This is a genomic window from Polaromonas hydrogenivorans (assembly GCF_040105105.1).
Classification (GTDB): Bacteria; Pseudomonadota; Gammaproteobacteria; order Burkholderiales; family Burkholderiaceae_C; genus Polaromonas; species Polaromonas hydrogenivorans.
The window spans coordinates 398,883-415,000 of record NZ_CP157675.1; the positions used below are offsets into that span (position 1 = coordinate 398,883).

Annotated in this window: 5 protein-coding genes and 1 pseudogene (1 of these 6 only partly in view); 3 read left to right on the forward strand and 3 right to left on the reverse strand. The window is 61.3% G+C overall.

The window, feature by feature from the left end; translation table 11 throughout:
* Positions 1 to 19 precede the first annotated feature (19 nt).
* The 3 genes from ABLV49_RS02035 (at position 20) to ABLV49_RS02045 (ending at position 12,269) form a co-directional block, all read left to right on the forward strand.
* Positions 20 to 7,036 (forward strand): DUF11 domain-containing protein, encoded by a 7,017-nt coding sequence (locus tag ABLV49_RS02035; RefSeq protein WP_349281571.1) that lies wholly within the window; start codon positions 20 to 22, stop codon positions 7,034 to 7,036.
* Positions 7,036 to 11,082, forward strand: a complete 4,047-nt coding sequence (locus tag ABLV49_RS02040; protein ID WP_349279984.1) for a hypothetical protein — start codon at positions 7,036 to 7,038, stop codon at positions 11,080 to 11,082. Before ABLV49_RS02035 ends, ABLV49_RS02040 begins: the two co-directional genes overlap by 1 nt.
* A gap of 194 nt (positions 11,083 to 11,276) precedes the next feature.
* Positions 11,277 to 12,269, forward strand: a complete 993-nt coding sequence (locus ABLV49_RS02045; protein WP_349279985.1) for a transposase — start codon at positions 11,277 to 11,279, stop codon at positions 12,267 to 12,269.
* Positions 12,270 to 12,447: 178 nt separating this feature from the next.
* On the opposite strand, the pseudogene ABLV49_RS02050 reads toward ABLV49_RS02045, so the two are convergent.
* From ABLV49_RS02050 to ABLV49_RS02060, 3 genes and pseudogenes are all read right to left on the reverse strand, one after another.
* A pseudogene (locus tag ABLV49_RS02050) lies at positions 12,448 to 12,675 on the reverse strand (IS5/IS1182 family transposase); the annotation flags it as partial.
* Positions 12,676 to 12,812: 137 nt separating this feature from the next.
* Positions 12,813 to 14,486: a phospholipase D family protein gene (locus ABLV49_RS02055; protein WP_349279986.1), complete on the reverse strand. Its 1,674-nt coding sequence runs from the start codon at positions 14,484 to 14,486 to the stop codon at positions 12,813 to 12,815.
* Between the two features lie 159 nt (positions 14,487 to 14,645).
* On the reverse strand, positions 14,646 to 16,118 hold the 3' portion of the coding sequence (locus ABLV49_RS02060; protein WP_349279987.1) for an ATP-binding cassette domain-containing protein. Its footprint extends 453 nt past the window's final position; 1,473 of the gene's 1,926 nt are visible here — the last part of the coding sequence; its start codon lies beyond the right edge, outside the window; the stop codon is at positions 14,646 to 14,648.

The following is a 16,118-nucleotide window of genomic DNA, read 5'->3' on the forward strand; positions in this document are numbered from 1 at the left end:
ACTGGCAATCAGTGTGGCTATGCTGCTGGCCCATGTGCCGGCACAGGCCATTCCCGCGCAGGCTGGCACGGTTATTCGCAATGTGGCGTCCGCTACCTATGTGCCGGCTGGTTTTGCCCAAGTAGAAACTGCTGATTCCAACCATGTTTTGGTGACCGTCCAGGCCGTTGAAGCGTTGTCGCTGACACAAGACCAAAACGTCGTTCGTCCTCCCAGTGTGCAGGTCACGCTCAATCATCTGCTTACCAACACCGGCAATGTCCGGTCTGGCTACACGATAGGTTTTGTAGGCAACGGCGCGGGCTGTCCGACCCAGATCCTGAACCTCAGCGCCCTGCGCGTGCTGCGCGATCTCAACAATAACGGGGTGGCGGATGCTGGCGACCCGGTCGTCACGCTGGGCGCCAGCGGCTCCATCACGCTGCAACCCGGCGAAACGGCCGGCCTGCTGGTACAGGGAACCTTGCCGGCGTCTTCTGCCGGAAGCGCCTGCGTGGCGCTGACTGCCACCACCACCACCACGGCCCAGGCCATCACCGCCAGCAACCGCGACATCATCACCGTCAGCAATGCAGCCGTCCTGTCGCTGACCAAAACTGCCAGCTACCCCGGCGTGGTAGTGCCCGGCACGACCCGTATCGACTTCACCCTTACCGGCACCAACATCGGTGCGCAAGACGCGCAGCCTGTCGGGACGGCTGCCCCCGCCAACACCGCCATCGTGGTCAATGGCGCGCCAATCAACCTGGTGCTGATTCGAGACATGATTCCTGCCGGCACGCAGTACATGCCGGGCACGTTGCAAACCACCGCTGCCGGCGCCATTCGCCTGTTCCGCCTGGCAGGTGACACTGCCTTCAGCTACCGCACCGAGGACGACGCTTCCGCGGTGGAAGTGGCCATCGGTATTCCGGCCGCTGTGGTGCGAAACAGCACCGTGGCCCTGCAGTTTGCCGTGCGCGCCAAGGCCGACCTGAATGGCGACATCCGCAACATTGCACAAAGCTATTACCTCGACGGCGCCAACCCCGCAGTGTCACCTTCCAACACAGTCATTATTGCGTCCAGCCAGGGCCGCATCGGCGTGGCCAAGGCCGCTTCGGCGCCCTTGTTGAACCAGGCGGCCAATGGCGAGCTGGACGGTACAGCCACCGTGCGCTTCAGCGTGCTCATACGCAACTACGGCAGCACTGCGCTGTATTCCGTACAGGCGCCTGATGTGCTGGAAGGCGCTGGCGCCACGCAGTTTGGCAGCTACACCAGCAATGTCGTACCTGCTGCCAACCAATACACCATCGTCCACGGTTCGCTGGTCATCGCCAAACCCAACGGCAGCGTGGCTGGCACGGTGGCAGCCATCAACCCCGCATTTAACGGCACCGCAGCAGCGCAAAACCTGCTCGCCGCTGGCGCGCTGTTGCCGGCAGGCGCGGATATCACGGTGCAGTTCGATGCGCGTATCAACTTCATCGGCCAAACGGGCACGCTCTACAACACCGTGCGCGGCCAGGCGTCCGTCAGTCCTGGCGACACGCCCGGTATTTTTGACGACTCGTCCAACGGCACCAACCCCGATGTGAACGGCAATGGCAACCCCAACGATGACAGTTCGCCCACGCCGGTGTCCACACTGCTGCCGGCCCTGTCGATCGTTAAAACTGTTTCCCTGCCGCGTCGCGTTAGCCTGGGCGTGTATGAGTTCGACTACACCTTCAAGGTCACCAACACCGGCCAGGCAGAGGCACCCCATGTGCGGGTCATCGATAACCTGAACTGCACCTTTGACATGGACAAGGCCGAAGGCGCCATTGCCTCGTGGGAACTCGTCACCCGGCCCATCGTCAAGAACGGCAACCTCAAGACTTCAGCCAGCTTCACCGGCCGGGCAACTTGCAACCGCAATCAGTTGAACAGCACCGACCCTTACCTGTTGCCCACGGAAGTGGTGCTGTCCCTGGTGGACGGCAGCCGTCCGCTGGCCCCGGGCCAAAGTGAAGAGGTCACCTTAACCTTGCGCGTCACCGAAAAGCCGGCCTCCATTGGATCGCACCTCACGCTGACCAATAAAGCCTGGGCGGCCGCGTTTGGACAAAACACAGTCAATGTCACGCCCTCACTGCTGGTCGCGGCGGGGTCGAATACAGTCCGGTCCCTCCTGCTCGACCCGGAAGGCACGGTTTACAACTCCATCACACGCCAGCCCGTGGCCGGCGCACTCGTTACCTACAGCCGCCTGTCCTGCAGCAGTGGCGCAGGCGGTCCTGTTACCGCGGCAGAAATTTACGGCAGCGGAACAGGGGTTTACACATTCAATGCCAATGGGACGGTGTCCATGACCACAGGCGCGGACGGCGCCTGGCAGTTCTTTCTGCAATCGCCGCCAGTCACCAACCTATGCACCTACGGCATCACGGTGACGCCACCAGTGGGCAGCGGCTATGTGGCTTCTAAACTGATTCCCGCCACCCCGGGCAGCTTTGACAGCTGCGGCGCCATTGTTCCCAATGAAGCACCCCCACAAAATGGCGAGCCCACAACGCACTACTTTGTCTTGCGCGCCGGTGTGAATCCCGACAACTCCAGTTGCGAAGCCATCCACAACCACATTCCGCTAGACCCTGGAAATCTGATGGGGCTGGTGCTGCGCAAAGACGGTAGCAAGAAAACGGCAGAGTTCGGCGACTTCATCGACTATGCCCTCACGCTGACCAACAAGACGGGTTTTCCTGTCACCGGCGCTAATTTCAACGACTTCTTGCCAGCCGGGTTTTCCTATGTGCCTAACAGCGCCCGCCTGAATGGCGCTGCCATCGCCAACCCGGCAGGTGGCGCAGGTCCCCAACTCGTGTTCAGTTTTCCGTCCTTGTCGCTGGGCGTGGATCAGTCCACCACGGTGCGCTATCGCCTGCGCATTGGTGTGGGTGCACCTATATCGGACGACGCGGTTAACCGCGCACGCGCCAGTTCGGGCCCGATGCAGTCGAACCAGGCGTCATGGCGCGTGCGCGTCACCGGTGGTGTTTTCTCAGACGAAGCCTTTGCCTTCGGCACGGTCCATATGGAGTGCCGCCGCGATGGCAAGGAGGCTGATGGCCTGAAAAACGGGGGCGAAGAAATAGGCATTCCCGGCGTGCGCCTCTTCATGGAGGACGGCACCAGCGTCGTTACCGACATTGAAGGCAAGTGGAGCCTGTACGGCCTCAAGCCGGTCACGCACGTCTTGCGTGTGGATGAAACCACGTTGCCGCCCGGCGCCCAGCTTGACCTGCTGGACAACCGCAACGCCAACAACCCGGCCAGTCGTTTTGTCGATCTGAAAAAAGGCGAGTTTCACAAGGCCAACTTCATCGTCGGCAACTGCGATGCGCCGGGCGTGTTTCAGGACGTAGCCGCCCGCCGCAAGAACTTGGCCGACCGGCCTGACGCAGAAGGCGAAGCCGCAGTACGCGTGCGCCTTGATCCCGAAGCCAAAGCCATTAGCGTGGGGGACACCCGTTCCTTGCCCGCCACCGGCCAGTCCAGCCTTACGGGCGCCGCTGGCATCACCGTGCCGGCAAGCCAGGCGTTGATCCAGTTACCCACTGGCACCGCTAATACCAATACCTTCATCGGTGGCGTGGCCAGTGCTGGCGCGCTCAATGGCACGCTGGGCCAAGCGCAACAAGCCGGCGCTTTTTCCCCGCTAACCCCCCTGACTGGCAATAACGAGGTCAATGGCCGCAGCGGCTTCCTGCTGCCCGCTGCCCAGCCTTTGCTGCAACAAGCCGTGCCCAGCAGCATCGAGCTTGAAAAAGTCATGCACAGCCTGGACAACAGCGCCGGCTTTATCGACCTTAAAGACCAAGACACTGTCGCCAGCCAGACCCTCAACGTGCGCGTCAAGGGCGCGGCTGGCACGCAACTGCGCCTCTACGTCAACGGCCAGCCTATTGACGACCGGCGCGTCGGCAAAAAAGTCGTGCTCCCTTCTGCCAGTCTGGGCGCCTGGGAATACATTGGCGTTCAGCTCAAGCCCGGCATCAATACCCTGCGCCTGGATGTGGTGGACGACTACGGCGTGACCCGCGGCACCCAGCAGATCACTCTGGTAGCACCCGACAAACTCAGCCTCATTCAGATCGATGTGCCCGAGACCGCCCAGGCCGACTTACACACCCCGGTGCTGATCAAGGTACGGCTGACCGATGCCAGCGGCATACCCGTCACCGGCCGCATGCAGGTCACACTGGAAGCCGACCGCGGTCGCTGGCTTGAGAACGACCTCAACCCGAGTGAGCCTGGCGCCCAAGTCTTCATCGAAGGCGGCGTTGCCGAGTTCCGCCTGCTGCCGCCCGGCGAGCCCGGTGATATGCGGGTGCGCGTGTCGGCAGGCACTTTCGTTAAAGAAGCCCGCGTGGCCTTGCTGCCTGAGTTGCGCCCCATGATCGGCGTCGGCATCATTGAAGGAACGCTTGACTTCACCAAACGCAGCGCGCTCACGTTGGGCCAGATGCCTGCCGGCGCTGCTTTTGAAACCGAGCTTTCCGGTTTCGCGTCTGACGGCACCTCCCGTTCACGCGGTGCCGCGCGCAGCGCTTTCTTCTTTAAAGGCGCGGTCCAAGGCGACTACCTGCTGACGGCCGCTTACGACTCCGACAAGACCACCAAGGACCGCCTCTTTCGCGACATCCGTCCGGACGAGTTCTATCCCGTTTACGGCGACTCTTCGGTGCGCGGCTTTGACGCGCAAAGCACGCAAAAATTCTATGTGCGGATCGATAAAAATCGCTCATACCTCTTGTATGGCGACTTCACCACGGCCAGCAGCTCTGAAGTTCGCCAGATGAGCCAGTCCAGCCGCACGCTGACCGGCATCAAAAATGTGTACGAAAGCGACACCGTGCGTGCAGCCAGTTATGCCTCGCGCACAGCACAAACCCAGCGCATTGAGGAATTCCCTGCGCTCGGTATTTTTGGACCCTATTTCCTGGCCGCCAGCAATGGTGATTTGCTCGCCAACAGTGAGCGTGTTGAAATTCTGGTGCGCGACCGCAACCAGCCCAACATCGTGCTGCAGACCACTTCGGTCTCGCGCTTTGTTGACTACACCATCGAGCCGCTGACCAGCCGCCTTCTGTTCACTCGGCCCATCGCCTCGGTCGATAGCAACCTCAACCCGCAGTCCATTCGCGTCACGTACGAGGTTGACAATGGTGGGCCGAAGTTCACCGTGGCCGGCACCGACGTGCAGGTCAAGATCAGCGACAAGCTGCAGGTCGGCGTGGTCGCCAGCACCGACGAAAACCCCGAAAATAAACGCAGACTGGCTGCCCTGACCGCAATTGCCCGCCTGGGTGAATCAACCACGGTCGCCGCAGAACTGGTGCGCACCGAGACCGACTTCAGGGGCACTGGAAGCGCTGGCCGAATTGAAGTTCGCCACCAGGACGAAAAACTCGGTGCCGTGGCACAAATCGCCAGAACCAGCGCCAGTTTTGACAATCCCGGCTCGGCCTTCAGCGCTGGCCGCACTGAGGCCGTGGCCCGTGCGCAATACAAGTTGGACGACACCACGCAGGTACGCGGCGAAGCCATCTACAGCAAGGACGCGCTGACCACCGGTGACCGCAAGGGCGTTGCCGTGGGTGTGCAGAAGAAGCTCAGCGACACCCTGTTGGGTGAAATTGGTGTACGTTACGGTGAAAACTCCAGCCCCACCGCATCGATGTTTGACTACAACCAGGTCTCCAGCAGCAGCGCGCTGGGCGCTGGCTCGCTCGGCAATTCCGTCACCAGCCTTGGCGCTTCCGCCGCTGCTGCTGGCACCAACGACCAGGACATCACGACCGTTCGTGGTCGCCTGACCACTGTGGTGCCCCATCTTCCTCAGGCCCAGGTATTCGTTGAAGCGGAGCAGGACATCAATCACGGCGACCGCCATGTTCTGGCTACCGGTGGCAACTACGCCATCACCGACAAAACCCGTGCCTATGGACGCTATGAATTCATCTCCAGCCTGGACGGCCCCTACGGCCTGAACAGCGCATCCAGCCGCAACATCGGCATTCTGGGCATCGAGAGCAACTACATGGAAGGCGGCCGCGTTTACAACGAATACCGCCTAGCCGATTCGCTCGATGGCCGCACCGGCCAGGCTGCCATGGGCGTGCGCAACACCTTCAAGGTGAGCGAGCAGTGGCGTCTGACTGCCGGCATCGAGCGCACCAAGTCCATCGGCAGCAGCGCCTCCGGCATCGTCGGCCGGGGCAACTCGACAGCTATCGTCACCGGCGCGGAGTACCTGAGTGACCGTGTCAAGGCCAGCGGCATTCTTGAAGCCCGTCAGGGCGATGACAGCAACAGCTATCTTTCGAGCGTGGGCGTGGGTTACAAGATTGACACCGACTGGTCCTTGCTGGCACGCAGCATCATCAGCGAGAGCAAGGGCCAAGGCACTAACGCCGGCAACGACCGTTTGCTGTCACGCCAGCAAGTCGGCGTGGCCTATCGCCCGGTAAATCAGGACGAGTGGAATGTTCTGGCCCGGTATGAACATAAAACCGAGCGTGTCAACGGCGCCGGCTCCGTGCTGGGCTCCGCCAGCGGCAACGCTTTTGGCAGCAATGCCAACCAGCCCGGCACCTATACCGCAGACATCGTGTCGAGCCATTTCAACTACAACCCCGAGCGCGGCAGCTACCTGACCGGCCGCTACGCCGGCAAGGTATCCAGCGCTGACGACGGCTTTTTGGGCAGCAGCTACTGGGCGCACCTGGTCCAGGGCCGCTACACGCGCGATCTGTCCAGGGACTGGGACGTTGGCTTGCAGGCTGGCCTGCTGTACGGCAAGGGTGGCGCGCTTCAAAAGACCGCCGGCGTTGAGTTGGGCTACCAGGTCGCCAAGAACCTGTGGGTGTCGGCCGGCTATAACGTCGTCGGCTTGAAAGACCGCGATCTCACAGCCGGTGAGTACACCAGCGAGGGCGTCTATATCCGCCTGCGCTTCAAGTTTGATGAAAATGTTTTTTCAACCGCCTTGCCCGCTGTCACCCAATAATGCAGATCGCAAAATTTTTTCGTTTTTTAGGTTTGCTGCTGCTCCTGACCGCCGGTTCGGTCCAGGCGCTGGCGCAAGGGCTCATGCACTTGCGCCGTTGGGGCGTTGCGGCGCTGGCCCTGGCAGTCTGGTTTGTGTTGTCTCCTGCGCAGGCGCAGGTGCAGCGCAGCATGGTCAACCCCTCTTTTGAATTACCCGCACTAGGCGGAAGTGCTTGCTATGGGTTTACCTCGTCGCCCTCAATGCCGGGCTGGACCAGTACTGAAACGACCGCCGCTGACTTATCTGGTTCCTGCACCGGGGAAACCGCCGGTGCAAATGCAATTGAAATCTGGCGAAGTAACTTTAACGGCGTATTGGCATTTTCAGGAAGCCAGCATGTGGAACTCAACGCTCACAATCCGGCCCGCCTGTCCCAGACAATTTGCATGCAAACCGGGGACACGGTAAGTTGGGCCTATTCACATCGCGCACGAGTTAACCCTGGCAATGTTATCGATGTCGCTAGTTTTTCAGTTGGAAGTCCCACCAATACAGTGAATATCGCGCGCACCGATACAAATGGCGTGGTTTCTTCCACTGCTGGCGACTGCCGCAGCAGCTCGTCAATCACCAGCCAAAGTTGTTCCGGCAGTACGTCGTCGAGTTGGGGGCGCTATACAGGCACATTCACCTGGCAGGGGAGCGGCGGCAATCAGGACATAGGGTTTGAAGCGACCACTGGCACATCCTTCGGAAACTTCCTGGACGACGTTCAGTTCACCCTCAATCCGGTTATCGAATTCCCCAGCGCCACGCTGACAAGCGCTGAGAGCGCGGGCACGGTCAATTTCCAGTTGCGTATCGCCGGCATCGTTCCCTCCGGCGGCATCGCGGTTCCTTTCACCATTACCGGCACCGCGACGGGCGGCGGCGTGGACTACACCCTGGCCAGCACCTTTACCGTACCGGCAGGTGATTACGACGTTGGCTCCCTGGTGAATGTCCCGGTGACCCTCATCAATGACTCTCTGCCCGAAGCGACCGAAACGGTGATCGTCACGATCACTCCTCCCACCAGCAGTGCCCCGTATCGCCTGGGCTCAACGGTTACCTGCGGTGGCACCGCCATTGGCAGCGCCACCTTGTCCATAACGGACGACGATGTGTCGGTCACGCTCAATAAAGCGCTGGTTCCCGTGTCCAACAGCGGCTTGTTCAATCTTTCGATCACAGGGGGTAGCCCCAGTCCCACCGGCGGGACAAATCCGGCCAACAATCAGGGCAATGGCGGCAGCACCGGCGCCGTCAAGGTCAACCCCTCGACCGCCATTACCCTGACCGAAACCGCCGGCACCAGTACCTCGCTTGCCAACTACTCGACCGCATTCAACTGTGTTGACGCCAGCGCCGCCAGTGTCACAGTCACCGGCAGCGGCACCAGCCGCAGCATCACCACCCCCGCCTTGACCGCTTCGGCAGCGGCGCGAACCATCACGTGCACCTACACCAACACTTCCACGCTGGCGACCATCACGCTGAACAAAGCGCTGGCCGGCGACCGCATGGCGGTAAGCGACCAGTTCAGTGTTGCGATCCGCACCGGCGGCGTGTCAGGCACCGTAGTAAGCAGCACCACCAACGCCACCACCACCGGCACCATGGCGACCGTCACGGCGGGCACCGGCACCACTGGGAGCTACAGTGCAGCGGTTGGAACAACCTACACCCTCACCGAGGCGGCCGCAAGCGGTGCGAGCCTGAGCAATTACAGTGCCGCACTCAGCTGTGTTGACACTGCGGGCGTTCAGACAGGGCTGCCTTCCGGGGTGGCATTTAACCCTGCCGTGGGCTACGCGATCACACCGGTGGCAGGAGCCGCGCTCAGTTGCACCATCACGAACACGCCTATATGGGTCCATCCGACAACGGCGCCGGTCATCAGTTGCTCAAGCGATGGCAATATCTTTAACACCGCCTATAACGGCAACCCTGCAGGGCCGGCAAAAACCTCGGGGCTGGACAATGTATGGGAGCGCGGCGCGACATTCGGCGCCTTAGAGCCAACAAGCTGGACCTTGGCCAACGTGGCGACCACCAACCCTGGGTGGAGCGCCTATTCTGCTTTCCCTGCTTCACGCTTTATTACGCATCAGGCAAACACGGACCATACCCCCCTTGGCAATGTTGACTTGTGGTATCGCTACGTCTTCACCATGGATTCAAGTGTGGTTTTGTCCAGTTTTCGTCTCGCGATGGATTTTTATGCGGACAACAGCGTCCAGGCCATCTATGTCAACGGTGTGCCGCAGAGCGTTGCCGGCGTGCCAGACGGCAACCCCTATTTCGCGCTGCATTACAACCTGGGCAATGCGCTTTCGGCCAACCTGACCACCAACTGGCAGGCGGGAACCAACACGATTCTGGTGAGGGTCAGCAGTGGTCCGAATGCGATCGGCTTCATGGCCAAAAATGCCATATCGGCCGTTTGCCAGAGCAAGGTGAGTCTGCAGAAAGCCCTTGGCGGCCTTGGCCGATTGGCTGCGGCGGACCAGTTCACGGTTGACATCCGCACAGGTGGCGTTTCGGGCACGGTTGTCAACAGCACCACTAACTCGACGACGCTGGGCAGCGGCGCAACCGTTACGGCAGGCAGCGGCAACACGGGCGTGTATTCAAGCACCGCAGGCACTGCGTACACGCTAAATGAGGCGATGGCATCGGGAAGTGCGTCAATATTGACGGGTTACACCCGCTCCCTGAGTTGCACCAACGTGGGGGGCACCACCAACGTGAGCAGCTTCAGCAGCTTGCCACTCACCTTCAGTCCGCTCAGTGGAGACAACGTGCTTTGCACGGTCACCAACACGCCAGCGGGCGCTTCCATCACCGGCCGGGTCTTTCTGGACAACGGGGTGTCCAGCGGCACGGCCAATGACGGCCTGATCAATGGCGGTGAAGCGGGGCTGGCCGGCATCCCAGTGCGCCTGACCAATTGCGCAGCCACGGTGCATGCCAGCGGCGTGACGGACGGCACCGGCGCCTACAACCTCTCCGTGCTCACCGGGACCGCCACGGGCACCGCACTGTGTGTGGAGCAGACTAACCAAGGCACGCGCATATCGACTGGCGCATCGGTAGGCAGTACTGCGCTGCCTACCGGAACCGGAACGCCTGTCTCCTCTACCACTTACACCTATACCCGCACCAGCACGCCAGACCGTATCGCCTTTACCTGGAACGGAACCGGGCATAGCGGCCTGAATTTCGGCGATGTGGATACAGGCACTTTCGCCGCCAACGGTTCCAAATCTGGACTGCCCGACACTACGGTCAGTTATCCGCACACCTTCACCGCAGGCACGGGCGGCAGCGTGAGTTTTGCAATTTCAGCCGCCACCCCGGCGCCCACTCTGACGGGCTGGAGTGAAAAGATTTTTGCCGACCCTGGGTGCACCGGTACGCTGCAGGCTGGCGCGGTCCAACTTTACCCGCCCGTTGCGACGGCAACGACCGTCGTCTTCGGCCAGAAGGTGTGCGTGATCATGCAGGAATTCATCCCCGGCACGGCGCAGCTGAGCTACAGCAACGATGCCACGGTGCAGGCCAACTTCAGCTACAGCAACGCCAGCCCAGCGCTGGCCACAGCCAGCTACACGCTGCACGACATCACCAACGTGGGCAACGGTACGCTGGAGTTGAAAAAGGAAGTGCGCAACGTGACGCAAGGGGTGTTGACCTTTGGCATCAACAATCTAGCCAAGTCGGGCGAGACCCTGGAATACCGTATCAGCTACACCAACAACGCAGCGACGCCGATCAGCAACCTGGTGGTGAACGACACAACGCCGGTCTATACAAGCTTTGTTGCAAGCAGCACGGGCACGACGCCGGCCACACTGACGACCTGCACCAAAAACACGCCGTTCAACCCACTTCCTCAACCTGCGGTAAGTTGTGCTATGCCCCAGACGGCGGGCAGTACGGGTAGCGTGAGCTGGAAGTTCACGGGATCGCTGAGCCCCAGTGGCACCGGTGAGGTGCTGTTCCAGGTGAAGGTAGATTGACCTGAATCTTGTGTATGTTGTGGCTCGCCTAGAGCGGCTCCGTGCTGACTAGCAAAAAAGGCAAAGGAACTTGGACGATGAAGGTGTGATCGAAAGCTGATTTGGAGGCAAGGGTTATGTCTTGGCGACGCGGCAGGGCTTATGCGCAGGATCTGCGCGATCGGGTGTTGGCGGCCCCGGGACGGCTTCGGGAAGTGGCCGAGCGTTTTGGTGTCTCTGCGGCCTATGTGTCACGGGTGCGTTCGCGCCATGGACGACTCGGCCAAACCAGCGCAGGGGCGCAGCACAACCATGTGCCGCTGCGCCTGGCCGGGCTGAAGGAGCCGCTGCTGGCCCAGGTTGCCTTGGCGCCCGAGCAGACACTCGCTCAGCTGTGCCAGTGGGTCAAGGCAGAGCACGGCATCGAAGTCGGGCCGACAACCATGGGCAAGACGCTGGCCCGGCTGGGGCTGACGCGAAAAAAAAGACGGTGCATGCTGCCGAGCAAAAGCGAAGCGACGTCGCGCAGGCGCGCGCGGACTGGGCCGCAGGAACAAGCTTGGCCGGCCAGCGAGCGGCTGATCTTTCTGGATGAAACCTGGGCTACGACCAATATGGCGCCGACCTGGGGCCGCTCGCCCAAGGGCGAGCGTTGCCTGGGATATGCGCCTTGTGGCCACTGGCACACCACGACGTTTGTCTGCGCGCTGAGCAAGGACGGGCTGTTGGCGCCGCTGGTGCTGGACGGGCCGATCAACGGCCATGCATTTGTGGCCTGGGTGGAGCAGTTCCTCGTGCCTGAGTTGCGGGCCGGCGACATCGTGGTGATGGACTTGCCTCAGCTCTCACAAGCAAGGTCGCCGGTGTCAAGCCTGCCATTGAGGGGGCAGGTGCGACGCTGCGGTACTTGCCGCCGTACAGCCCGGACTTCAACCCAATTGAGCAGGTGTTTGCCAAGCTCAAAACCTTGCTGCGCACCACCCAGGCCCGCACGCTCGAAACGCTCTGGAGTGCCATCGGCTCACTGCTTGATCGGTTTGCCCCCGATGAGTGCGAGCGCTACATTCGCCATTGCGGCTATTGCCAGTCAGGGTAATTCTGCTCTAACCAGCAGCGCATTCATCGCGTCATCTTTGATGCTCGTGAAGAAATTTCTGGTTGGCCGGCTATCAGACTTCATGTGCCCAATATTTCTATTTCATAAATGAAGTAATAAGCGCGGCAGTAATCCACGGCTACGAGACGATGGAGTTGACCCTGCCGGGGTCAAGCTCCAGTGTGTTGAGCGCCAGCGCCAGTTGGTCCTCCAAGGCATACAGGCTGTGAAAGGCGCCGGTCATGAAAAAACTTCTTGCGCAACTCATCCCAGACATGCTCGACGGGGTTGCTGTAGAACACCTGTAGCAGTAGGGCGCGCAACAGTTTCTCGGGCGCTATGCTGGGCCGCCCGCCTTTGATGTCCGCCTCGTACATCCCGGCAAACAGCGCATCCATCAACACCCGCGCCTCGTTGACCATCTGGCGTATCGGGCGCAGCGAATGGTTGCCTGGGACAAAGTCATCCAGGCGATGCAGCGTGAACGGGCTTTCGGCGAAGGTGTCGGCTCCTCGCATGGGTTGACTGGGTTTGTATCGGGTCAGAAAAAGGGCTACCTCAGATTATCGATTGAGGCTGAAAACCGGGAGACTTCGATTTGAGGTATTTCAGCGGCCTGCGAAAGCTTGATTTAATACGCAAGAATACCAAGCCCTCAAAGCATCTCGTCAGGCGCGAAAGGCCCGATCAGCTTGAGCAACAGCCTCAAGGTCAGGCTGGCATCGGGCTCGCTTGTCGAATCCTTGAGTCCCGAGCCTTGCGGCGCGCGCCAGACCAGTTGCCCGTTGACCCGTTCCACCCGGTAGGCCCCGCTCGTCAGCGCCGGCTCGATCATGCGCGTGGCCTCTTGCGACAGCGTGCGGTTGCGGATGATGACTGCGACCTCGCTGTTTTGCAGTTTCGAGCGCAGGTCCAGGTTCATCGAACCGACGACCAGCAGGCGGCTGTCCATCACCACCACCTTGGCATGCAGGCTGGCGCGTGAGCCGTTTTTGGAGCCTCCCGTCGCACCCACGCCCGAGCCAAAACTCCTGAGCGTGCCTTCCTGCTCGGCGCGCATTTCATAAAGCTCAATCCCCATCGCCAGCAGCGCTTCACGGTAGCGGGCGTAGCCGACGTGCGCGGCGGGAGCATCGTTGGAGGCCAGCGAGTTGGTCAGCACCCGCACCCGGACGCCGCGCCGCCGCAATTCGGCAAACTGGCCCATCATGACTTCGCCCGGAACAAAATAGGGCGAGACGATCAGTAGATCGGTTTTTGCCTGCGACATGAGTTGCAGCAGGCCATCGACGGCCGTTTCCTGCGCTTCGGCCACGTCGTCGGCGTCAGCGGCAATCTTGGAGGGCTGGTCCACCAGCAACACAGACGGTGCCCAGGTCCAGGTCAACAGGCTAAGGTCGGTTGAGTCGGGTAGGGCCGTGGTGTCATTGGACGCCGCCGTGAGGGTTTTTGCCGGTGCTGCTACTGCCATGGGTTGCGGGGTGCCTGAAGGCGCTTCGGGACTGGCGGCTGTCGGTTTTGGTTTGAGCAGTTCAATCTCCTTGGTGGTCATCAGCGACTGCACCGGATAAGCCAGCGGATTGTTCCAGTACTGGTCAAAGCTGCGCGACAGGTCGCGTGCGATGCGGCCGGCCGCCAGCACGTCGATGTCCACGAAGTTCGTGCCTTCGCTCTGGCCGAAATAGGTTTCGCCCAGATTGCGCCCGCCGGTGATGGCGACTGCGTTGTCGGCGACGAAAATCTTGTTGTGCATGCGCCGCTGCATGCGCGCCACGTCCTTGAGGTTGCTCAGGATTCGCAGCATCATGGAGCCACGGCCGCCCGGCAAAGGGTTGAACAGGCGCAGCTCAAAATTCTTTTCAAAGGCCAGCTTCAAGACCTGGGCGTTCTTGCCCGAGGTGTTGAAGTCGTCCAGCAGGATGCGGATGCGCACGCCGCGTCCGGCCGCTTCACGCAGCGCGTCGAACATGCGTTCGGTGGTGTCGTCGGCAAAAATCGCGTAATACTGGATGTCCAGCGTTTTCTGCGCGGTCTTGATCAGCGTCATGCGGCTGGTGAAAGCCAGTTCGGCATTGCCCACCAGGGCAAAGCCAGAGTCGTTGTGGGTTCCGGCCTTGTCCGCGCGGGCCTGCACCAACCGCCCCAGCCGGGTTTCCATCGGGTTGGCCAGCGCCGTTGAAACCGGGCGATCCACGGTGCTTGGCAAGGAGGCGCATCCGGTCACCCAGAAGCTCAAAAAAACCAGGCACAGCCACTGCCGGGCACGGTGAAGACAAGATGCTGGTGCGGTCGGGACAGGGCAGGGGCGCAGCGCGGCAGGGGTTTGCATGATGCTGGCTACTCTAGCGCAAGCTTTGGGTGCCTGACTCTGCCGGGCGGGCGGTTCTGTCTCTTCTTTGTGTAGGCGGCGCGCGTGACGGCGTGCCAGCGCAAGGGGTGTTGCCGCCCGCTGAACCTTTCACGGACAGGCGCGGGCGGTCACAAAGGCTCAGGCGGAGAGCGTTTCCCAGCGCTGCAGGGCTTCCATGAGTTCTTCCTCCAGCTTGGCGTTGCGCGCGGTCAGTTCTGCCGCCCGTTTGGCATTGCTGGTGTACAGCGTGCCGTCGTAGAGTTCCTGCCCAATCGCCTTTTGCTGCGATTCGAGCTGCTGAATCAGCGCGGGCAAGCCATCGAGTTCACGCTGTTCCTTGTAGCTAAGCTTCTTTTTTGATAGCTGCTCGCGCTCGTCCTTATCGGGTACGGCAGCACTTTTGCCTGCATTTTTCGCGCTGGAAGCGGTCGGGGTCTTGTTGCTGCCGGTAATTTGCGCCGCGCGTTTCGACTGCGTGAGCCAGTCCGTCACGCCGCCTTCGTATTCGCGCCAGAAGCCCGGATTTTCGGGCGTGCCTTCGTAGGCGATGGTGCTGGTCACCACGTTGTCCAGGAAGCGCCGGTCATGGCTGACCAAGAACACCGTGCCTTCGTAGTTTTGCAGCAGGTCTTCCAGCAGCTCCAGCGTGTCGATGTCCAGGTCGTTGGTCGGCTCGTCGAGTACCAGCACATTCGCGGGGCGTGCAAACAGGCGCGCCAGCAGCAGACGGTTGCGCTCGCCGCCCGACAGCGTGCGCACCGGCGAGTTGGCGCGCGAGGGCGAGAACAAAAAGTCGGTCAGGTAGCTCTTGACATGCTTCTTCTGGCCGTTGATCTCGACCCATTCGCTGCCGGGGCTGATGAAGTCTTCCAGCGTCGCGTCCAGGTCCAGCGCGTCGCGCATCTGGTCGAAGTAGGCCACCTGCAGGTTGGCGCCCTGGCGAATCTTGCCCGGCGGCGTGGTCGCGTCGGGCTGCAACTCGCCCAGGATGAGCTTGAGCAGCGTGCTTTTGCCGGCGCCGTTGGGGCCGAGCAGGCCTACTTTGTCGCCGCGCAGCAAGGTGGCACTGAAATGGCTGACGATGATCTTTTCTGCCCCCGGATGGCCAAAACTCTTGGACACGTCGGTGAGTTCAGCCACGATCTTGCCGCTTTTGTCGCCGCTGGAAACGTCCAGGTTGACCCGGCCGACCGCGTCGCGGCGTGCTGCGCGGTTGTCCCGCAATGCCTCAAGCCGGCCAATGCGGGCCGTGCTGCGCGTGCGGCGCGCCTCCACACCCTTGCGGATCCAGACCTCTTCCTGTGCCAGCAGCTTGTCCGCCTTGGCGAAGATGACGGCTTCCTGCGCCATCTGATCCTCCTTCTGGATCAGGTACTGGGCAAAATTACCCGGGTAGCTGCGCAGCTTGCCGCGATCCAGCTCGACGATGACGTTCGCCACCTGGTCCAGAAAAGCCCGGTCATGGGTAATGGTGATGATGCTGCCGTTGAAATTGACCAGCAGTTCCTCCAGCCAGGCGATGGAGTCGAGGTCCAGGTGGTTGGTGGGTTCGTCGAGCAGCAGCACGTCAGGCTTGGCGACCAGCGCCTGGGCCAGCGCCACGCGCTTTTT

What these genes read in the sequence shown, in the direction of transcription:
- ABLV49_RS02035 (WP_349281571.1), top strand. Translation starts at nt 20, where the DNA reads ATGCTGCTGGCCCATGTGCCGGCACAGGCCATTCCCGCGCAGGCTGGC.
- ABLV49_RS02040 (WP_349279984.1), top strand. Translation starts at nt 7,036, where the DNA reads ATGCAGATCGCAAAATTTTTTCGTTTTTTAGGTTTGCTGCTGCTCCTG.
- ABLV49_RS02055 (WP_349279986.1), bottom strand. Translation starts at nt 14,486, where the DNA reads ATGCAAACCCCTGCCGCGCTGCGCCCCTGCCCTGTCCCGACCGCACCA.